Annotated in this window: 15 protein-coding genes; 8 read left to right on the top strand and 7 right to left on the bottom strand. The window is 35.1% G+C overall.

Translation table 11 applies throughout. The annotated features are described in order from the left end of the window. Positions 1–152: 152 nt before the first annotated feature. The 4 genes from C502_RS0117185 to C502_RS0117170 all read left to right on the top strand — a co-directional run bounded on the left by C502_RS0117185 (position 153) and on the right by C502_RS0117170 (position 3,045). Complete coding sequence (locus C502_RS0117185; protein ID WP_016163121.1) at positions 153–1,280, top strand: YqaJ viral recombinase family nuclease; 1,128 nt, start codon at positions 153–155, stop codon at positions 1,278–1,280. 143 nt (positions 1,281–1,423) lie between these two features. Next, positions 1,424–2,326 carry a recombination directionality factor gene (locus C502_RS19615; RefSeq protein WP_016163122.1) on the top strand — a complete coding sequence of 301 codons (903 nt, stop codon included), beginning with the start codon at positions 1,424–1,426 and terminating at the stop codon, positions 2,324–2,326. An 88-nt stretch (positions 2,327–2,414) separates the two neighbouring features. Continuing rightward, a complete protein-coding gene (locus C502_RS0117175; protein ID WP_016163123.1) occupies positions 2,415–2,642 on the top strand; it encodes a helix-turn-helix transcriptional regulator in 228 nt (75 codons plus the stop codon). A gap of 214 nt (positions 2,643–2,856) precedes the next feature. Next, positions 2,857–3,045, top strand: coding sequence for a PIN domain-containing protein (locus tag C502_RS0117170; protein WP_016163124.1), 189 nt, complete (start codon positions 2,857–2,859; stop codon positions 3,043–3,045). Between the two features lie 38 nt (positions 3,046–3,083). Here the strand turns inward: C502_RS0117170 and C502_RS0117165 are convergent, their stop codons facing one another. The 6 genes from C502_RS0117165 to C502_RS0117140 form a co-directional block, all read right to left on the bottom strand. Next, entirely contained in the window at positions 3,084–3,968 is an 885-nt protein-coding gene (locus C502_RS0117165) for a plasmid partitioning protein RepB C-terminal domain-containing protein (protein ID WP_016163125.1), read from the bottom strand. A gap of 13 nt (positions 3,969–3,981) precedes the next feature. Then, on the bottom strand, positions 3,982–4,857 hold the full coding sequence (locus C502_RS0117160; protein WP_016163126.1) for a ParB/RepB/Spo0J family partition protein: 876 nt from the start codon (positions 4,855–4,857) through the stop codon (positions 3,982–3,984). Further along, a complete protein-coding gene (locus C502_RS0117155) occupies positions 4,854–6,419 on the bottom strand; it encodes a recombinase family protein (RefSeq protein ID WP_018680006.1) in 1,566 nt (521 codons plus the stop codon). The genes C502_RS0117160 and C502_RS0117155 overlap by 4 nt, the downstream gene beginning before the upstream one ends. 260 nt (positions 6,420–6,679) lie before the next feature. Further along, positions 6,680–6,931, bottom strand: a complete 252-nt coding sequence (locus C502_RS18525) for a hypothetical protein (RefSeq protein ID WP_018680005.1) — start codon at positions 6,929–6,931, stop codon at positions 6,680–6,682. Between the two features lie 85 nt (positions 6,932–7,016). Further along, positions 7,017–7,961, bottom strand: a complete 945-nt coding sequence (locus C502_RS0117145) for a BsuBI/PstI family type II restriction endonuclease (protein WP_018680004.1) — start codon at positions 7,959–7,961, stop codon at positions 7,017–7,019. Beyond that, the gene (locus C502_RS0117140; RefSeq protein WP_016163130.1) at positions 7,954–9,435 is read right to left on the bottom strand and encodes an Eco57I restriction-modification methylase domain-containing protein; all 1,482 of its coding nucleotides are present in this window, start codon (positions 9,433–9,435) and stop codon (positions 7,954–7,956) included. The genes C502_RS0117145 and C502_RS0117140 overlap by 8 nt, the downstream gene beginning before the upstream one ends. A gap of 249 nt (positions 9,436–9,684) precedes the next feature. Here C502_RS0117140 and C502_RS0117135 point away from each other — a divergent pair, with 249 nt between their 5' ends. Beyond that, positions 9,685–10,152, top strand: a complete 468-nt coding sequence (locus C502_RS0117135; protein WP_016163131.1) for a toll/interleukin-1 receptor domain-containing protein — start codon at positions 9,685–9,687, stop codon at positions 10,150–10,152. Positions 10,153–10,204: 52 nt separating this feature from the next. After that, positions 10,205–12,289: an NACHT domain-containing protein gene (locus C502_RS0117130; RefSeq protein WP_016163132.1), complete on the top strand. Its 2,085-nt coding sequence runs from the start codon at positions 10,205–10,207 to the stop codon at positions 12,287–12,289. Positions 12,290–12,387: 98 nt separating this feature from the next. Here C502_RS0117130 and C502_RS0117125 read toward each other — a convergent pair whose 3' ends face one another. Continuing rightward, on the bottom strand, positions 12,388–13,512 hold the full coding sequence (locus tag C502_RS0117125; RefSeq protein ID WP_016163133.1) for a Fic family protein: 1,125 nt from the start codon (positions 13,510–13,512) through the stop codon (positions 12,388–12,390). Positions 13,513–13,771: 259 nt separating this feature from the next. Here C502_RS0117125 and C502_RS0117120 point away from each other — a divergent pair, with 259 nt between their 5' ends. Beyond that, entirely contained in the window at positions 13,772–16,105 is a 2,334-nt protein-coding gene (locus C502_RS0117120; protein ID WP_016163134.1) for a dynamin family protein, read from the top strand. Positions 16,106–16,123: 18 nt separating this feature from the next. Then, on the top strand, positions 16,124–18,331 hold the full coding sequence (locus tag C502_RS0117115; RefSeq protein ID WP_018680003.1) for a dynamin family protein: 2,208 nt from the start codon (positions 16,124–16,126) through the stop codon (positions 18,329–18,331). Positions 18,332–18,339: the final 8 nt, after the last annotated feature.

The raw sequence follows: 18,339 nt of genomic DNA, 5'->3' as shown, positions 1-18,339 counted from the left end.
TAAATTCAGTTTCAGTTAAGCCTTCTACATTAGCCTAAGCATACGGTAACACCGTACAAGCACAGCAACACCTTTAGCCACATTTCCAGATGTGGCTTTTTTTATGCCCAAAATTTAGCTTTTACGATTTTACTCATACAGGAATAGTTACAATGAATAGTCATACTCAAATTCAAAACACTTTAAACCATCCACCTTTACAACCTTATTCACCAAACCTGAATCCACCCACCCAACAGCTTGAGGTGGGAACTCGAACTAAAAGTGACCGACTGAATACGCAGCCACGAAAAACCAAAGCACTCACAGCCAAACGCCTTGCCAATACTAAACAGCTCAATTATCAACAATGGCTAGAGGTCAGAAAACAGGGCATTGGCAGTAGTGATGCGGCAACCGCCTGTGGACTCAATCCCTATATGTCGATGCTAGAACTATGGATGATTAAGACAGGTCGGATGCAACAAAATATCGAGGACGAAAGCGCAGGCTATGCACCGTTGTATTGGGGCAAGCAGTTAGAGCCGCTTGTAGCAGAATACTACAGCATGCACACCAACAATAAGGTGCGTCGAGTCAATGCAGTCTTACAACACCCCGATGAAGACAAACACTTTATGCTTGCCAATCTGGACTATGCCGTGGTGGGCAATGGCGAAGTGCAAATATTAGAGTGTAAAACCGTTGGAGAATATGGCTCAAAACTGTGGCGAGATGGTGTGCCATTGTATGTCCTCTGCCAAGTCCAACATCAATTGGCAGTGACAGGCAAACAAGCTGCACATATCTGTGCCTTGGTTTGTGGGCATGAAACTAAAATCTTTAAAGTGACCCGTAATGAAACGGTGATTCAGCACATCATTAATGCGGAACGTCACTTCTGGCAATGTGTGGAATCAGGTATTCCTCCCAGTGTCGATGCTTCTGATTCAGCAGCCAAAGCCTTGCAACAACTTTATCCAGCACAAACGCCATTACTAGTAGAAGACCTCAGTCAAAATGAACAAGCCAACTATTTATTCAACCAACTGTTAGAAGAGCGACACAAAGTCGAGCAACACCAACAGTATTTTGATGAGCTGAAACATCAACTGCAAATGCTGATGAAAGAAGCTGAGCGAGCAGTGTTCACGGGTGGCTCAGTGACGTGGAAAAAATCACAGGACTCCATCAGCCTAGACAGTAAATCCCTGCTTAAACAACACCCTGAATATTTACAGCAGTTTCCACAAACCAAAGTGGGAACACGAAGATTTCAGATTTATCCGAATGGTGGATAGAGCAGATACGTATATCCAGCATTTCTTTCTTAAACAAACGTATCAACCACCAGAGCCACGTCAAACAACCCGATCCCATACCTCAACAGGTATGGGATTTTTTTATGCCCAAAATTTTAAACAGCTATACAGAGGACATCACCATGATTAAAGGCTTAGCAATTACACCACCCGTTTTAGGTCGTATTAGCATCGGCAAAACTGTCGAAAAGAATGGTAAACGTCTGCCTGAAAAGGATGACCAGTTTACCATTACCAGTCAAATCCAAAATAAAGATGGGTGGGTCAAACACCCACTGGATGAACAGCTTCGAGCAAAAGCGCCGAATCAAAACCAAAAGCTAAGAAGCATTCCTGTTCGTATGATCTTCAATGATCCTGAACTGAATCTACGGGCAGAGTACAGCCTGTTTGACCGCCAGACTGGACGTTTAATCTGTTCAGGTAATGGCGAAACCTGCCAGCGACTCGGACAAAATGGCATTGAACAGCATTCATGTCCATCCCCTGATTTATGTCCATTGGCACAGGGTGGATTATGCAAGCCTTATGGCAGACTTTACGTCAATTTAGATGAATCGGATGAGTTTGGCACATTCATCTTTAGAACCACAGGTTTTAATAGCATTCGTACTTTGGCAGCACGGCTTCGTTACTATCATGCAGCTTCAGGTGATTTACTGTCATGTTTGCCTTTGCAACTGACTTTACGAGGCAAGAGCACCACGCAAAGTTATCGTACTCCAATCTACTACGTGGATTTAACCTTATGTGATGGTGTGAACTTGCAGGAAGCAATTAGTTCAGCCAAACAGATGGATGAACAGAGTAAGGCAGCAGGGTTTTATCAGGAGGCATTAGATCATGTGGCACGACAGGGTTATGGCAATGCCAGCTTTGAGGTGGGAGGTGAAGAGGGCTTGGATATTGTTGAGGAATTTTATACAGATGAATCAAGACCAGAGCAGTCTCAACAAACACATGAACTGAGCCATGTGCAAGATATTCAGAAAGGCTTGCAGCAGTCGGTGCAGGCTTTGAATTGATTGTATGGAAGCAGGACGTTTTTTCTTACAGCGAGCTCTATTATTTGAGCGAAATTGCGCTCGCATCATTGATTGGGAGAAAAACATCATGAATGCGTTCACAGGTCAAACTTTTCAGGTACATCAACTCATTAGTATTAAACAAGTGGTAGAGTACACAGGTCTTAGTCGTTCTACTGTTTATGACATAATGAACGAAAAATCTCCATACTACGATTCTACTTTTCCAAAGAAAATTAAAATGACACAAAATCGTATTTGTTGGTCAGCTTTAGAAATCAATCAATGGATTGAGTCCAAGATGGCTGAACGTTGAGAGGGCTCATGCTCTCTTTTTTTCAAAATCGTATTCAAGATGTGTAAATATCGGAGTAAAGTTGAGCTATTTACCGCTAAAGTTTGATTAAAATGGCAGAGTAAAGCTGAGCCACTATACAGCTACACTCTTCTTATATGGGAGAGGAACCTCATAAGGTTGTATACATAGAACTCTATACCAAAGCAAGGATTAACTCAATTACAGGGAAAATATGCCTGCCTGTCCAGTCGGTGCAGATGAGGTAATTCTGGAAGCATTGGAACGATTAGGAATAAAATATACTTTGGTGAGTTTGCTGTTGCATATTTGGCAGGGAAATCAACGTAAATCCCTGCTTCTTGAGAAATTGAAACGCCATGTCTATTTTAACGATATTTATCTGCGGGGCGTAAAAAATTAATGTTTGAGTTGCATAAGACTTTCCTCACTGCTCTATCGTTACTTTGAGTTAAAAGAGTCTAACTGAATTAATGATTCAAAATTTTCAAGTAGATCAGAATGATATTTAGCTAAATAATTTTTTATATTGTTGTTTGATATCATTTTTCTAAGATATCCAATTGCTAAAACTAAATTTAATGTAGTCTGGGCATGATCTTGTTCAATAGATTTATATTGCAAATGTAAGTGTGCAATATCATTTTCTATTTTTTTGATTGCATCACTAGATGTACCATTTTTATTTGATTTTTTGGATGGAGTTACCAAAAAATTAGGGTTTGTTGCGACTAGTAATGCTTTTGCATAGTTCACTGTCAGATTATTTACAGATAGCATAATTTCTACACACTCAAGTTGCCTTATTGGTTTCATTTTTTTTAGTATAAAAAAGACCTGTTGAGATATTTCTCTATCTTTTAATAATTCAATAACTTCTGGACAAACTCCATTAAGAAGATTAACTTTTGATTTAATATATCTAACATCAATATTAAGTGTTTTTGCAAGTCGCTCCTCATTGACTCCACGTTTAATTGCCTTTCTAATCATCAGGTGCTCTTGAACTGTTGCTAGGCGATTCGTTTGTTTATTATGGGTATAACTCTCATCATCTGTTGACATTAAACAGGGGACTTCTGTGAACCCCAACTCTTTTAAAATTTCAAAGCGCATGTGGCCATCAAGTAGAGAATACATTTGTTTCTCACTCTGTATTTCAAAAATAGATAATGGTTCAATAATGCCTACTTCAATAATTGAAGCTTTGATTTGCTTATACTTTCTAGCATATCGATTATGTTCAGCTAAAAATTTAGTTACTAATATTTGTTCAATTGGGATATATAATGGTTCTAAATTAAATGCGATTTTTATTTGTTTCATGATATGACCCGACTTAAAGCATTTGCTCATTAAGATATTGAGGGAGACTATCCAATGATTCAGCACGTAATAGGGTGGAAAAATGTTCGTCTTTTCTTAGACGCATTAATGCCCCTGTAATAAATGCTAATTTCTGCTGATTTTGCTCTGATTTTTTGACAGCGATTTGTTGTCGTTGGACTTCTTTTTGATAGGTCCTGACAATATCATTTGTAGATACCTTATTATTTGTTTGATATTGTCCATAGCCAAGACTTTTACTTGAATTCTGTCTGCGATCAATAACTTTTTTTGCCTGTAGGAGTTGATTACCCTTTAATTCGCCTGATTCATAAGCTTCCTGTAATGCAATTTGCATATCTAGATTATTATTTGCTGTTTTACTTATTGTAATAGCTACACTTAAAGGAATACGTTTTTGTTCGACTGCATACAGTAAGCGCTCCTCTCCACTTTTTAGTAGGGTAATAATGCCCTTAATGTAGTCAGGGGTTAATCCCGTTTTTTGTGCAATTGCATATTTGTCATAACCCAGATCTGATAGTCTTTCAATACTACCCAGTAGATCCAGTGCTCGATGCTGTTTTCTTGCAATATTCTCTACAAGACTCATTATTAAAGCTTCTTCTTCATCAACATCAATAATTCTTGCAGGAATCTCTATTTCTCCAAGAGCTTTAAAGGCTTTTATTCGTCCTTCACCACAAATAAGCTGGTAAGGTAGATTTCCAGTGACATTTTGTGTAACAGTAATTGGCTTTTTTAAACCCACAAGGCGAATACTTTCTACAATTTCCGCAAATACTTTTTCATTCCGTTCTCTAGGGTTCAAGACTTCTATTTGTTCAATTTTGATAAAATGAATTGTTTCATTTTTAATTGGATTCATGCTATTAATCTCCATTTAACGTGTTCTGCCATGCCATATAAGAAATTAAGATTATCAAAACGATAACTGTCTAGTTCAATTGGATTAAATTCGCCGAGACTTATCTTTTCTTGCATAAAATCGAGTCTTGGTAATAGGTAATAATCCTTAACTGCTGTATTTGTCTGGTTGAGTCTAACTACAACTGTAATATCAGGGTTAAGTGTTGTATCAAATCGAACTTTCCATCGGTAATTACCACTTGATAGTTGATGTGATCGGGTAAGTACTAGAGAAATACTAATTTCATCATTGATGAAAATAAGATCAGTTAAAGGATCTTTATGAATGATACCTTTCAACTTTGTCATTTCTTCAATAGCTTGCTGTGTAATTTCAGGATGAAGACGGCGTAAGAATTTATTTACTTTAAGGTATTGGTAATCACGGTTAGGTGTAAAACCAACAAGTTCATAAGCTCTTAATAGACTACCAAAGCGATTTGAATAAACGGAAGTTGTGGGAACATCATCCGATTCATTAATGATAAGACCAGATAGATAGCCATGTTTTTGATAAAGAAGTTTGAGTTGCTCTAGTAGTTCCTGCTCTGTATATCTGCGAGAACGTTCACGGATAATACCTTGGGCGGTATAAAATATATCGACAGGGACAATAGCTTCAAAGGCATTATCTTTTCTGATCCATTGTTCTTGTGGATTTCGTATATGGATTTTCTTTAATTTGTTAGATGTTCTATTAAATACATTATGTCCAATGTATTTAGGGTTGGTTAAAATTTCATGTACTGTGTCTCTTGTCCATGCTCGGTTAAAGTCAGTTTTAATCCCTTTTTCATTTAGGCGGTAAGCGATATGCTTTTCGGATAGGCTTTGATTAATAAACCAATCATAGATTTGATGGACAATTTCAATCTCTTCCTCTGGACCTGGTATAAGAATTACACGATCCATTTGGAAGCTTTTATGTTGTCCCATTTTAAGTGAAATAGTTTTACCATCATGAGTGATTAACGCCCGTCTTAAACCAAAGCCAGCAGTTCCACCTTGTCGAAATCCCATTTGTATTAAGCGGCATTGACCAATAAAGACTTTGTTGGATAGTTCTCTACTGTATTCACCAGCCATTGTTCTTTTAAAACTTTTCATGGTCGTGGAAAAGAATGTGCCATCATTCGCAAATTGTTCTGCACAATAAATGATTTCTATTCCTGCTTGACGGCATGTGTATTCATAATAGGCACTTTCATCAGCATCTTGAAAGCGTCCCCAACGACTAATGTCATAAACAAGAATTAAGTTAAAATCGATATTATTTGATTGAACATCTTTAAGTAACTGTTGAAGGCTAGGACGCCCATTGATATTAAGTCCACTTTTTCCATCATCTTCGTAAGTTCTTACAATTTCAATATTATGTTTATCCGCATATTCACGAATTTTATCAGCTTGGTTTAAGGTAGAATTTTGTTGAAGATCAGTAGACATCCGAACGTATTGAGCTGCTCGGATACGAGGCTCTAAATTTAAGCTTCCTTGTTGACAGGTATTTGTTTGGTTCATACGATTGACCTAAATCAAAGGGCTATTAACAGTTTAGATTGACCTAAATCTGTTAATAGTTTTCATGTAAATTAAAGCCTATCAATAAGTTATTGAGCTGCCTATAGAGTCAATATTGACATTTCAATATGCTTAACTATTTGATAATGCTTCTAATTTAATGGTTATTGAATCCATATTGTCAGTAAACTCAATAATGGTTAGACGATAACTTTTTGATTTTAATTGTAATTTTATAGGCAGATTGCTTTTTGATAGAGCTATATTGTTATCGTTTTTTTTCCTTTCCTACGATTTCGTTGATATTCTGGATTTTTCTCCCACCATTTTTTACTCGCTATAGCTTGCATTTCTGGGTAATCAGGATCGGTTTGCATTTTGTTCTTATGCCATATAGATTTACCTTCTTTTTTGCATTCATTATTGGGGCAGTATTTCTGATTTGGATGTTGAGGTAAGGGAGTGAATAAACAATTACATATCAGACATTTACGGGGTGCGGAAGTATTCATAACAAATTACCTTGATATTAAAAGGAATTTGTATGATTACTTGATTTAAGAAACTAAGCTTAAATTCTCTTTTTGAGAGGTTCATTTAATAAGGTCCTAAAAATCTGACCCCATTAAAATGAATCAAATGAGTTGGGGCATCTGCGACCCAGACTTCTGTCTCCCATGCAATATCACCTAAATATTTACGCATAATTGCACGATCAGGAAAGGCTGTGACATACACTAAACCAGCGGATGAATTTGCAAATAACTGAGCCAGTTCCTCATGACGTTTGCCATCTACAGGACCATGACTGGTGACTGATTCAATCAGAATCAACCAATCCTTTTCAGAAAAATACAAAACAACGTCTGGCATCTTACCGTGTTTGTTGATTGTTACTCCTAGCTCTGCTAATAGGGTTTCATTGAAATGGCCTACTTTTGAGCCTGTATCGCCAGCATAGATCAGTGTTGAATTAGGTGCAAATCGAGGTGCAAAATCTTCAATGATCTTTTTGATTAATTCACTATGAGAACCTGGTGTAAGAAGAATTTCAGTATTGCTATCAATCTGTACAGGAACTAATAAATGTTCTCTTTCCTTTGCGTATTTAGAAACCAACGTATCTCGATCTGCTAAATATTTTTCAATGTTGCTTTCCCATTGATCTGTACCAAAGTTCTGCAACAAGACTTTAGCATTGGGCTCAATTTGATACACGGTTTTTCCACTGTTGACAGGGCGATTCGGCTCATCTGGATTATAAAGAATCAATCCAGCACTAACGAACTGATGTAATGTTTGTCGTCTTACTGTCTCACGAGAATTTGGTGCATATTGCTTTGGATAGTTCAAATTCATCCAGTCCATGATAGGCGTGACACCCATCAACGGAGCTTTTAAATCCTGCCATTTTCCATCAGGTTGTAAATCTAAAAGAGCCAAGAGAGTTAAAGCTGAACGTTCTTGTTGCTGTTTAGGTGGAAAGCCCAATTGTTTTAAAATAGAAATTGCATCAGAAATATATTGATGGCTTTCAGACATTTTGAACTAACTCCATGACTTTCTGATCAATTTGATCTTGCTGTATCTGCTTGTATTCATTTGCCCATAAGCCCAATATTTTTAACTGTTCAATATTAGGGTAGGGTAGTTTTTTTAGATCACCGACATTGATTTGTGTATGACCGCTAAACTGGCGGAAATATTGGTCTACGATATTGCTGTTTAGGTAAATAGTTAAACCCAGTGCAATTTCAGAATTTAAGCCTGCTTTTTTGATATGAAAAACATTGAGGTGGTTTTCAAAAGCGAAATACGAATAATCTGTTAATAAACTTTGATCAAGGAAATGAGCAACAATACGATGCTTTTGTTCCTTTGGTGAAAAACGTCTAACAATACAATAGTCACCAGCTTGGTAAACCATTTTCATTGTTTGTTCATTGAGCCTAAGTGCGTTAGGTTTTTTATGCTGAGGATTTATCCAGACCAGAGATGAAATACCATCAAAGTGGCTAGGGTAAAATAGGGGCACATGCTGATCTTTAGGAAGATCAAAACATAATTCCTCTTTAACCCTGAAATCTACAACTGGACCTGTAGAGACCTGTAAACCTAATTCTTCCAAATTGGAAGAAAATAGCTGGTTGAGTTGAGTATCAGATTGAGCTGTAGTGGGGATATGAATAAATTTATCCTTATCAGCAGGATATACAATTTTAGAAAATGGATAAGATTCTTTCTTTAAATTTTTAAAACTGGAATTAGTAGAATGACTTATACACACGTCACTATCTTGAGTGGAGCCTTTCTGTAAATGCATAATAATATTTTCTTGCAAGATACTTTCATCTTGGAAAACATCTTGTCGAGATTCAAAGGTATGAATGGTTTTAATTGCTGAACGTTCTAAGATGAATTCTCTAAAAGGTCTAAAGTAAGTTCCATTACAGAAACTACGAGGTAAAATGACAACAAGTTCACCCTGATCTGCCAATAGTTCTAAAGATAAGGCAACGAAAGCAGCATATAGGTTGACGACCTCAATACCTAATTTCCCTAATAATAAACGCTCTTTAGATTTGGCATTAATTTTTTTATAGGGTGGGTTAAGAATAATCAGGTCATAGGACTGTCTTTTTTCCAAAAGACTTTGATAGGCAAAATCTATAAAGTTTTCATTACATGCTTCAAGTTTTGCTGGTTTAAACATTTCTAAATTATGCTGAAGTGTAGTAATGAGTTGTTTATCTAATTCTACTGCGGTTACATCAAAAGAGCTATGAGGGTAGGTGTCCTGAATCCTTTGGAGTAAAGCACTACTTAGGCAACCGATACCTGCTCCTGCATCTAAAATTTTGTACCGTTCTTTGTCTTTAAGCTCAAATAATGATGCCATAAAAACGGCAATTTCAGTAGGCGTAAAATATTGTCCCAAGCTTGCTTTATGCTGGGAAGTAGTGTGTGTGGAGTATGATTGTCGAATCTGATCAATATTCGCAAGTACGCTATTCATGAAATGAGTATAAAAGTCGATGCAGTTTTCAGTAGTCTATCATTGATTGAAATAATCTTTTGGTATTTTTGGTTGAGCACGTCAATTTATGTCGTAAGTTTTGTTGGTGGTTTTATATTTAATAGAGTGCTGGCTGAAATAATTCAATTTATGCTGAAAATTAGTGGTATTCGCAATAAGTTCCTTTTTTTTTGTTGTTAGTCCGTGTATAAAAGATGAAATTTAAAATTTATTAAAAATGAGGATAACGTGTCAAATTTGAATGTCTTTCTTAGTTATTGTCATGAAGATGAACAATTCAAGTTAAAATTACTGAAATATTTGAAACCAGTCTTGAAAGGGTTTAACGCTTCACTTTGGCATGATGGAAATATTTTGACAGGGCAATCTTTAGAAGATTCAATTCAAGAAGCTCTTGAACAAAGCACAATATTTATTTGCTTAATTAGCTCAGATTATTTAGCTTCGGATTATTGTATTGACAAAGAATTAGAATATGCACTTGATAAGCAAAAAATTGGTAAGGCAAATATATTCCCAGTAGTTTTAAGAAAGTGTAACTGGACTCATACGATTTTTTATGATTTGAAATGTCAACCGAAAGATGCGAAGCCAGTAATTAAGTGGGATGATGAAGATGATGTTTATACAGAAATTTCTGATGAACTAGCAAAGGTATTAAAAAGTTTGACTAGTAATAATATTAAAAAAAAGTGAATTAACAATATCTAGTTGCTATTCTAGTGGGTTAATTTCTTTTGATAAATACTTGAATGATCTGGGAGTTACAATAAAACATTCTAAGAAAGATTTTATAACAATAGATGATATTTTTGTTTATCCTGATATTAAATGTGTTGATGATAATTTAACAGTTAAAAAATATAAGTGGACAGTTGGTGAAGTTTTAGATAAATATAATTATATTTATTTCCTAGGTAATGAAGAGTCTGGAAAAACAACATTAATGAAAAGATTGGCTAAAGATTATCTATGTCAAGGTTATAGTCCAATTATTGTTAATGCAGAAAATCTTAAAAATATAGATGAAAAACAAATATTACAAGATTTTAATGAAAGATTCGGTTTGAGTTTTTCCATGGATTCAAGCAAAACAATTTTACTTATTGATAATTTTTCAAAACAACGTTTAAAAGATAATGTTTTAGATAGATTTTTAAGTGAAATTACCGAAAAGTTCTTTAAAGTTTTTATTTTTGTTGATAAAAACAATTTTTTTATGAATAGTAATAAGTATTTAAAATATAAACTTAAAGAGGTTGAAATATTAAACTTTGGATATGCAAAGAGGAATGAGCTTTATAAGAAATGGTATAGTATTGGTGAAGATATAGATGTTTTAAAAACTGATAATGAAATGTATGGTAAAATAGATACACTGGCAAATCACTTTGATATCTTAATGAAGAAGAATATAATGGACTCTAGGCCGATTTATATTCTAACTATTATTCAAACATTAGAAAATATGAGTACAAATAATAATTATCAGCTAACTTCATATGGGCAATGCTATTATGTATTGCTAACAGGGATGCTTAAAAAAGCAAATATATCTTTAACGAATGATTTAGATGGTTTTTTAAATTTCTTATCTTTTTTAGCTTATTATTTGTATGCTCATAATCTAGAGTCAATTTGTGATGAAGAATTAAATCAAATTATAGCTGAGTATTCTAGTAAATATATTGCCCCAAGAGATATTAAAAAAGTTTTATTGAGTTCGGGTGTGTTTGTCACTCCAGACGATGATTCAATGCGTTTCTCACAAAAGTATTTATATTATTTTTGTTGTGCTAAACACTTGGCCGATAATGCTATTGAATTAGCTGATGAAATTACTCTACTTTGTAAAAATATGCATAATGAAAATAAAGCTAATATATTAATTTTTTTAGTTCATCATTTAAGATCAACTAATATTTTACAAGAAATTCTTAATCATGCTATATGTTTAATGGATGGTATTTCTGTTTTTGATATGAACCTTGAGCAATGTAAGGCGTTTAAAGGGCTATTAGGAGAAGAAATTCAAAAAGTTGTTTATGAAGATAAAAATTCTGAGGATCAACGAGAACTTTATTATAGGAATAAAGAAAAAATAGAGGATGCGAATGAAAATTCTGATTTGTTCGATCTTTCTGTTGATGAGAAAGAATTAGATATTAAAAAAAGTGAACTTGAAGAAAAAATAGATTTTAGTTTATTTCAACAAGCAACTTCATCAATTAGAAGCATCGAAGTCCTTGGTCAGATAGCAAAAAATAGACACTCTTCAATTAATAGAAATGATTTAAGTGACATACTAATGGTTGCATATGATAACGGCCTTAAAGTTTTGAATTTCTATTTGAATATATTTAAAGATACAGAAAATGATCTAAAAGAGTTTATTAAGTCAATTGTTTCTGATAAAGGAGAAATATCTCCTGAAGAATCAAAAAAAGTTGCAGAGAAAATTATACATCAAATTTGTTTTAGTATTTGTATGTATATTATTCAACTTATTTCCAAGTCTACTGCACATAGCCAATTATTGGAAATATCAGAAAAATTGACAGAACAAAAAGATACACCAGCTTACTTTCTTGTTGATTTATATTCACGACTGATAATTCAGAAAGAATTGCCAAAATCTTTGATTAAGAAGATTAAAAAAGAGAATGAAAATAATCCATTAGTATATTCATTGTTACAACAGTTAGTTGTTGGTCATCTATATCTTCATAATGTTGATTATAGAGAAAAACAATGGATTCAGGACAACATAAATGTTAAGGTTGCCGATCAAATCAGAGCTACAAGCAATCAAGCATTGAAACAATTGAATTAAATTTTACACATTCTATAGGTTTGCTATAGAATGTGTTTATTATTTTGTAATATGCACTATTAAGGAAGAGATAATTTTAATATTTATAAAGAAATATACTAGAGGTTATAAATTTTAATTTGATACCTCGTATTTCTTCCACCACCCTCCAGTTTCACAATACAGCCTTTTTCTAGTAAATTAGTGAGATGGCGAGTTGCAGTCGCTCGACTGACTTTCGCTACTTTCTGATATTGGGATGCACTTATCCCATGCTCAAAACCATTCTCCCCACCATCAAGCAGTCGATTTAAAATCTTTCGCTGTCCCTCATGTAAATCTACTTCTGGAAAAAACTGCCAAAATGTACTTTTTAGAAGTGTCCTTTCAATACTCTTTAATGTCTGCTCAAGGCTTTCATTGAGTGCCTGTAAAAACCAAACTAACCATGCTGTAATATCAGAATCACTTTTTTGAGTGGCTTCAAGAATTTCATAATAACTCTTACGCTTATTTAAAATGACAGGTGACATCGCATATAGACGAATACTTTGTTGATCCATTTGAGCTAAAGCTAAGTCAGTCAGTGTACGTGTAATACGTCCATTACCATCATCAAAAGGGTGGAGTGTCACAAACCACAGGTGAGTTATTCCAGCTCGAATCAGTGGGTCAAGCAGGGTATTGGTTCTGCTGTTATTAAACCACTGGATAAATTCATCTAAACGTTGCTCTAAACCATCTCGTGGTGGAGCTTCAAAATGCACAGTAGGGTAGTCCATCCGTCCAGATACAACCTGCATAGGTTCATGTCCACGTAATTGACCAATACGAATACGCTGCATTGTCCAGTCAGTTTCATTAAATAGCCATTGGTGCCACCGAAATAATCTTTCAGTAGATAGGCCTTGTTCAAAATTATTTAAGGCATCTAGCACGATATTGGCTAGACCATCTGAACGCTCTGAGCTTGGATAGGGGTACTCCAGCGAGACACCTAGACGTTTTGCGAGAGATGAACGCAGCGAATAAACATTCAGAGTTTCATTTTCAATCGCTGAAGATGAAACAAGATTAGCAATCAGGTTGTCTAGGATAAGGTGTTCTTTTTCAGGGTTATGCTGACTTTGCCCGAGCAAGATGCCGATTTTTTGATGAATGTGTCTGGTAAGAGGAAGAATCTTTTCATCTTTCCACGTAAAGACTGTCCAGTTGGGGTGTTTCCAAATCCAGTCATCATACATGATGGTCATTCCTTGATAGAACAAAGAGGAGTGAGTAGATTGTAGTGTATATTTGACTCATTGAGTGAGTCAAATAGGTGATTTAGATTGTTGTGAATGATAGAAATCATAGAAGTAATTTTAAGTAAAAGTATTTCAAAATTTCTAGTAACTATTGATTGGATTAAGTCTGGTTTCATTTGTAAAAAATATATAACAGATGGTATGCTATATTAGATAGCTATTTAAAAAATAAGTATTTTTTGGAGTATGGTTAGTAGTGAACTACCTTAATGAAGGATTGCAGATCCGTAAAGAAAAAATTCAGGATGCAGTGAATTATTTAGATCAAACAGAAGTATTATTTCAGCAATTTGGACAACAAGAACTGACTCATATTACACAGAAGTTTGATGATATACAAAAATCATTAGAGTCTGGTGAAGAAGTTAAATTGGTTGTGATTGGTGAGTTCTCTCGAGGGAAATCTACTTTAGTTAATGCTTTACTTAACATTTTATTATTGCGGTCAGCTCAAGAAGCAACTACAGCAATCAATACGTTTGTACGGAGATTGCCAGAAGGTGTAGAGCATCGTTTTATTCGTATCCATTTTCAAGATGGAAATATACAAGATATTGAATGGTTAGAAAATGACACTGATACTTTGGAAAAATGGAGTACAGAATTAGATACGACTCATGCAAGTGCTAGACAACAACTTGATCGTATTGAAATTTTTACTTCACATCCATTGTTAGATCAGGGGCTTGTATTGATTGATACGCCAGGATTGCAATCCGTAGTTGAATATCATGAGGGTATTACCCATAGAGCGATTGATGAAGCTCATATTGCAATTTGGGTGCAAAGTACACAACAATTGGGTGGTAATGCAACAGAATGGCAGTTTTTATCGGGTACTATTCGTAAAAATTTTAATAAATTTCTGACAGTAGTAAATATGTGGGATAGTGTTCTCGAACCACAGGATCCATTTGACCAACAAAAGTCATTAGCAGAACGAGAGTCACAGAAATATCAACATGTAAAAAATAATTTTAGAAAAAACTTATTTGATATTTCTGAGCAAGATTTAGATGTAATGACCAATAATGAACATCTTATTGGAGTAAGTGCGGCGTGGGCATTGTCCAAGGAACAGGATAAAAGAGAACGTTCTAATATTAGTATATTATCAAAAAGAATCAGTGATATGCTCTCAACAGGTGAAGCATTAGATGAAATTTATAAAAAGCCTTTACGTACTTTGGTTTCGATTCAGACAGAATTAAGTGAGTTTATTCAAGAAGAATTACAACAGTTAAACTCCAGCCAGACTATTGCTGAAAGACAGCGAGAAAGTGAAAAACTTGATTTAGAAATCAAAAATTTACAGCAAGAGCTTAAGATTACTAACGATAATGCACGGACAGAGCATCATCGGGTAGCAACATATTTAATTGCTGATTTAAAAGAGAAATTGATTTCGCCTTTAGAGGATTTACAGGCGGATATTGAAAGTCAGGTGACTGTACGATATGTAGAGGGTCAAATTGTTAAAGGAAGTCGGAACATTCAACTTCCAAGCCAATTACAACAGCAATATGAAATTGCAGTTGTAGAGGTAAATAGTACTATGAAGCGGCAAAGTAAAGATATCGATGCACAGTTAGCAGATTTAAGAGCGGATTATGCAAAAGAGTTAGAAGAACATGCCGCACATTTAAAACAAAGTATTTCAGGCATTAATTTTAGTTTACCAAGCTTAGATTTGAGTTTTGATGTTGATTTTAGTGAAATCAATAGTTATTTCTCCGAGCAAGCAAAACTTGAGCAAGAGATTTTGCAAAAAAGACAGGAAATTGAAAAACTTGAGCATGATATTGTAAATAGCCAAGCTAGTCCAATGGCTTTGGAGAATGCAAAAAATTCATTGTTACGTGCAGAGCGAGCAAGAACAAGTTTAGGCGGGAGACCACAAGCTCAGCAAATCACACGTTCACGTACTGAACCAAGTTGGGGGATTTTTGGATGGATGGGCTTTACCAAACAGGTAAATTATATTGATTATGATGAAAGCAATGTTTTGAAATGGGAAACAGAATATAAGGAAACCCAGCGAGCGATTGCAAATAAAGAAGCTTTTCTAGAAAAAGTTCAAAAAGAGGAGGAGGATAAAGGACGTAAACGTATGAGTGCTGAGCGTATTCAACAAAAGTATGAACAAGAAGTTGCAAAAGTTGAGCGTCAGCGTAAACGTATTGAAGACCAAATGAATGCCAGTCGTCAGCAATTGATTGAAGACACACATCAACAGTTATTACACAATACATCAGGTGTTTTAGTTCGATTTATCCGTCAATTACAAGAGCAGGTACAACCTCATATTCAACAGGTTTTTGATGAGCAGTTGAATTTGTTGCAACGCCAAGTCAAAGAGCAATTGGAAGAACCATTAAATGCAAAATTGATGCAACGAAAACAAGTACAGGATTTAATTGTGCAAGGACAAGCCAAAATAGATGCTCGTAGAGTTGATCTACAACAAGGTTTGTCTAAAACGAAATCTTTAATTTCCATGACACACGATGCTTTGGAAAGTAGTTATTAAATCCTGTGAGAAAAAGACATGACAGCACATCAGCATATTCAAGACATGATAGATGAACTTCCTGAGCGGCATCAGGGTTTGGTACAGGATATTTGGCAAAGTTTTAATGACCAAGGGCAAAATTTAACTTTGGCATTGGTCGGAGCGTTTTCAGTTGGGAAAACTAGCCTCTTAAATAGTTTATTAGGTGAGCGTTGGTTGTTTACTGCACAGGAAGAAGCCACTGCATTACCGACCTTGATTCAGTATGCTGAAAAGCAGGATATACAACTGATTTATACTAACCAAAGTAGTGTAGAGCTAGACCGTGAACAGTTTTGCAAAGTGACAACCATTGCACCTGATAATGCAAAATATGCTATGTTATCTTTACCTCAGGATTGGTTGAAATGTTTAAAAATCATAGACTTACCTGGGTTTGGGTCAATTTCAGAGAAACATCAGGCTTATACAATTGCTCAAATCCAGCAAGCAGATGCAATTTTATACTTGCTTGCTCCCCGTGGAGCATCATCTTCGGATATTGATGCAATTAAGCTGATTCGCTCATATGGCAAGCATGTTTTGGTATTGGTTAATCGTTGGGATGAAGTTGAAACTGCGGTGAGCTTAGGTGAGAAAAAACCTGATTTGGATAAATGGTCGGAACAGATCAAAATTGCAACTGGTTATGATGTACCATTAATCTGTAGTCATAGTAATGGATTAAATCACGAACTGATTCTAGATTTTATCAACCAAGCAAAAGAACAAGTCAATATTATTAGGACTAAACGTTTATTTGCTGAGTTACGCCCTCGTCTCGAGAATATTTTAGGCCATAATCAGGAACAGCAACAAGCCAATCAACTTTTGGATGAGCAGCAGAGCCAAACATTACACCAATTATTTTTACAGAAAAAAGAAAAAATTATTGATATAAAAAAAGATTTATATCAACAGCAAGAGCAGCAACAACATGATTTACAACGACTGATAATAGATATTTTTCAAAGAAAAAAAAATAATTTGCGTGTGGTGCTAAATGAATTAAAAGTGACCCCTGAACAATGGGAAATATTTATTAACCAAGGTTCACAGGCTATACGATTGATTCAAGCAGAGCTTATTCAAGCTGTTCAGCAAGCAATGCAAAAATTCGGGCAAATTAATTTGCCTGAAAATACGATTAATGATCTAAATTTAAGATTACCAGAATTACCACAAATAGATGAGCAAGATTTTTTACAAAGTGCGGTGCTTTATCAATTAAAGCAAGAGTTTGCTAAGAATAAGAATGAGGTAGGGCAAACTATCTCATCTGATAAAGTATTTTCAGATACCGAGTTAAAACAACTTGAGGAACAAATTGGAGATCTAAGTCGGTATAGGCAGGATGTTCTTAATCAATACATCCCAAATATTGAAGAAAGAATTTATGACACATCTGGTTCGGATGCTGGTCGGGCGATAGGTGAGGTGATTGACTGGGCATTATTATTTTTACCAGCCGCAGCAGTGACCAAGGTAGGTAAATTAGCCAAATTAAGTGAGACAGCAATAAAAACTGTACATACAGTTCAGAAAACGGCGAGAGTGGCAAAAAAGACTGTAGAAAAAATGCCACCATCGACGGCAGGCCAGATTTTGAATTTACTCTCGATAGCGACATGGACGGAAAAACTAGGCGGATTATTAAATAATCCCTCACAGATTATTTTAAAGCCAGATCCCGAAATTCAAGCACAAGTTACAGCACAAGCACAGAAAATTAATGCTGATATTCAAAATTTACATGATGACTTGATACGTAAACAGGATTTAATTACCTCACATCAATTGGAGCAGATAGCTTTAGAACAAAAGCAAAAAGAGATTTTACGCATTGAGCAGCGTATAGTTCAGTTGGAAAATGAACTCAAAGAACAACAGGTTCAGGCTCAACGAGAGCAAGAGCAGCAACAAGCAAAAATTTTACAAACTTACTATGAACGTGCTGTACGGCAATGGCTTACTCAATTTGATCATCAAAGCCAAGGAATTGAACAGCATATACAACAATATATAAAAGGTTATTGGGAAACGGTAATTCATGAACAACTCGCCACTAGAATTGAAGAAATGACAAATATTGAGCAGCAAATCAATCAACTACCATTACAAAAGGAGCAAAAGCTGCGTAACTTACAAGATGAAGAAGCTCAACTTAGAGTGGTATTAGTCAAGCTAAATGAAGAACTAGTATGATGGATAAT

It is taken from the genome of Acinetobacter tjernbergiae DSM 14971 = CIP 107465 (genome assembly GCF_000374425.1).
GTDB classification, from domain to species: domain Bacteria; phylum Pseudomonadota; class Gammaproteobacteria; order Pseudomonadales; family Moraxellaceae; genus Acinetobacter; species Acinetobacter tjernbergiae.
The sequence above is the reverse complement of the archived record's forward strand: the minus strand, read 5'-3'. Positions and strand labels throughout refer to the sequence as shown.

What these genes read in the sequence shown, in the direction of transcription:
- C502_RS19615 (WP_016163122.1), top strand. Translation starts at nt 1,424, where the DNA reads ATGATTAAAGGCTTAGCAATTACACCACCCGTTTTAGGTCGTATTAGC.
- C502_RS0117175 (WP_016163123.1), top strand. Translation starts at nt 2,415, where the DNA reads ATGAATGCGTTCACAGGTCAAACTTTTCAGGTACATCAACTCATTAGT.
- C502_RS0117160 (WP_016163126.1), bottom strand. Translation starts at nt 4,857, where the DNA reads ATGAATCCAATTAAAAATGAAACAATTCATTTTATCAAAATTGAACAA.
- C502_RS0117185 (WP_016163121.1), top strand. Translation starts at nt 153, where the DNA reads ATGAATAGTCATACTCAAATTCAAAACACTTTAAACCATCCACCTTTA.
- C502_RS0117155 (WP_018680006.1), bottom strand. Translation starts at nt 6,419, where the DNA reads ATGAACCAAACAAATACCTGTCAACAAGGAAGCTTAAATTTAGAGCCT.
- C502_RS0117140 (WP_016163130.1), bottom strand. Translation starts at nt 9,435, where the DNA reads ATGAATAGCGTACTTGCGAATATTGATCAGATTCGACAATCATACTCC.
- C502_RS0117145 (WP_018680004.1), bottom strand. Translation starts at nt 7,961, where the DNA reads ATGTCTGAAAGCCATCAATATATTTCTGATGCAATTTCTATTTTAAAA.
- C502_RS0117125 (WP_016163133.1), bottom strand. Translation starts at nt 13,512, where the DNA reads ATGTATGATGACTGGATTTGGAAACACCCCAACTGGACAGTCTTTACG.
- C502_RS18525 (WP_018680005.1), bottom strand. Translation starts at nt 6,931, where the DNA reads ATGAATACTTCCGCACCCCGTAAATGTCTGATATGTAATTGTTTATTC.
- C502_RS0117170 (WP_016163124.1), top strand. Translation starts at nt 2,857, where the DNA reads ATGCCTGCCTGTCCAGTCGGTGCAGATGAGGTAATTCTGGAAGCATTG.
- C502_RS0117165 (WP_016163125.1), bottom strand. Translation starts at nt 3,968, where the DNA reads ATGAAACAAATAAAAATCGCATTTAATTTAGAACCATTATATATCCCA.
- C502_RS0117115 (WP_018680003.1), top strand. Translation starts at nt 16,124, where the DNA reads ATGACAGCACATCAGCATATTCAAGACATGATAGATGAACTTCCTGAG.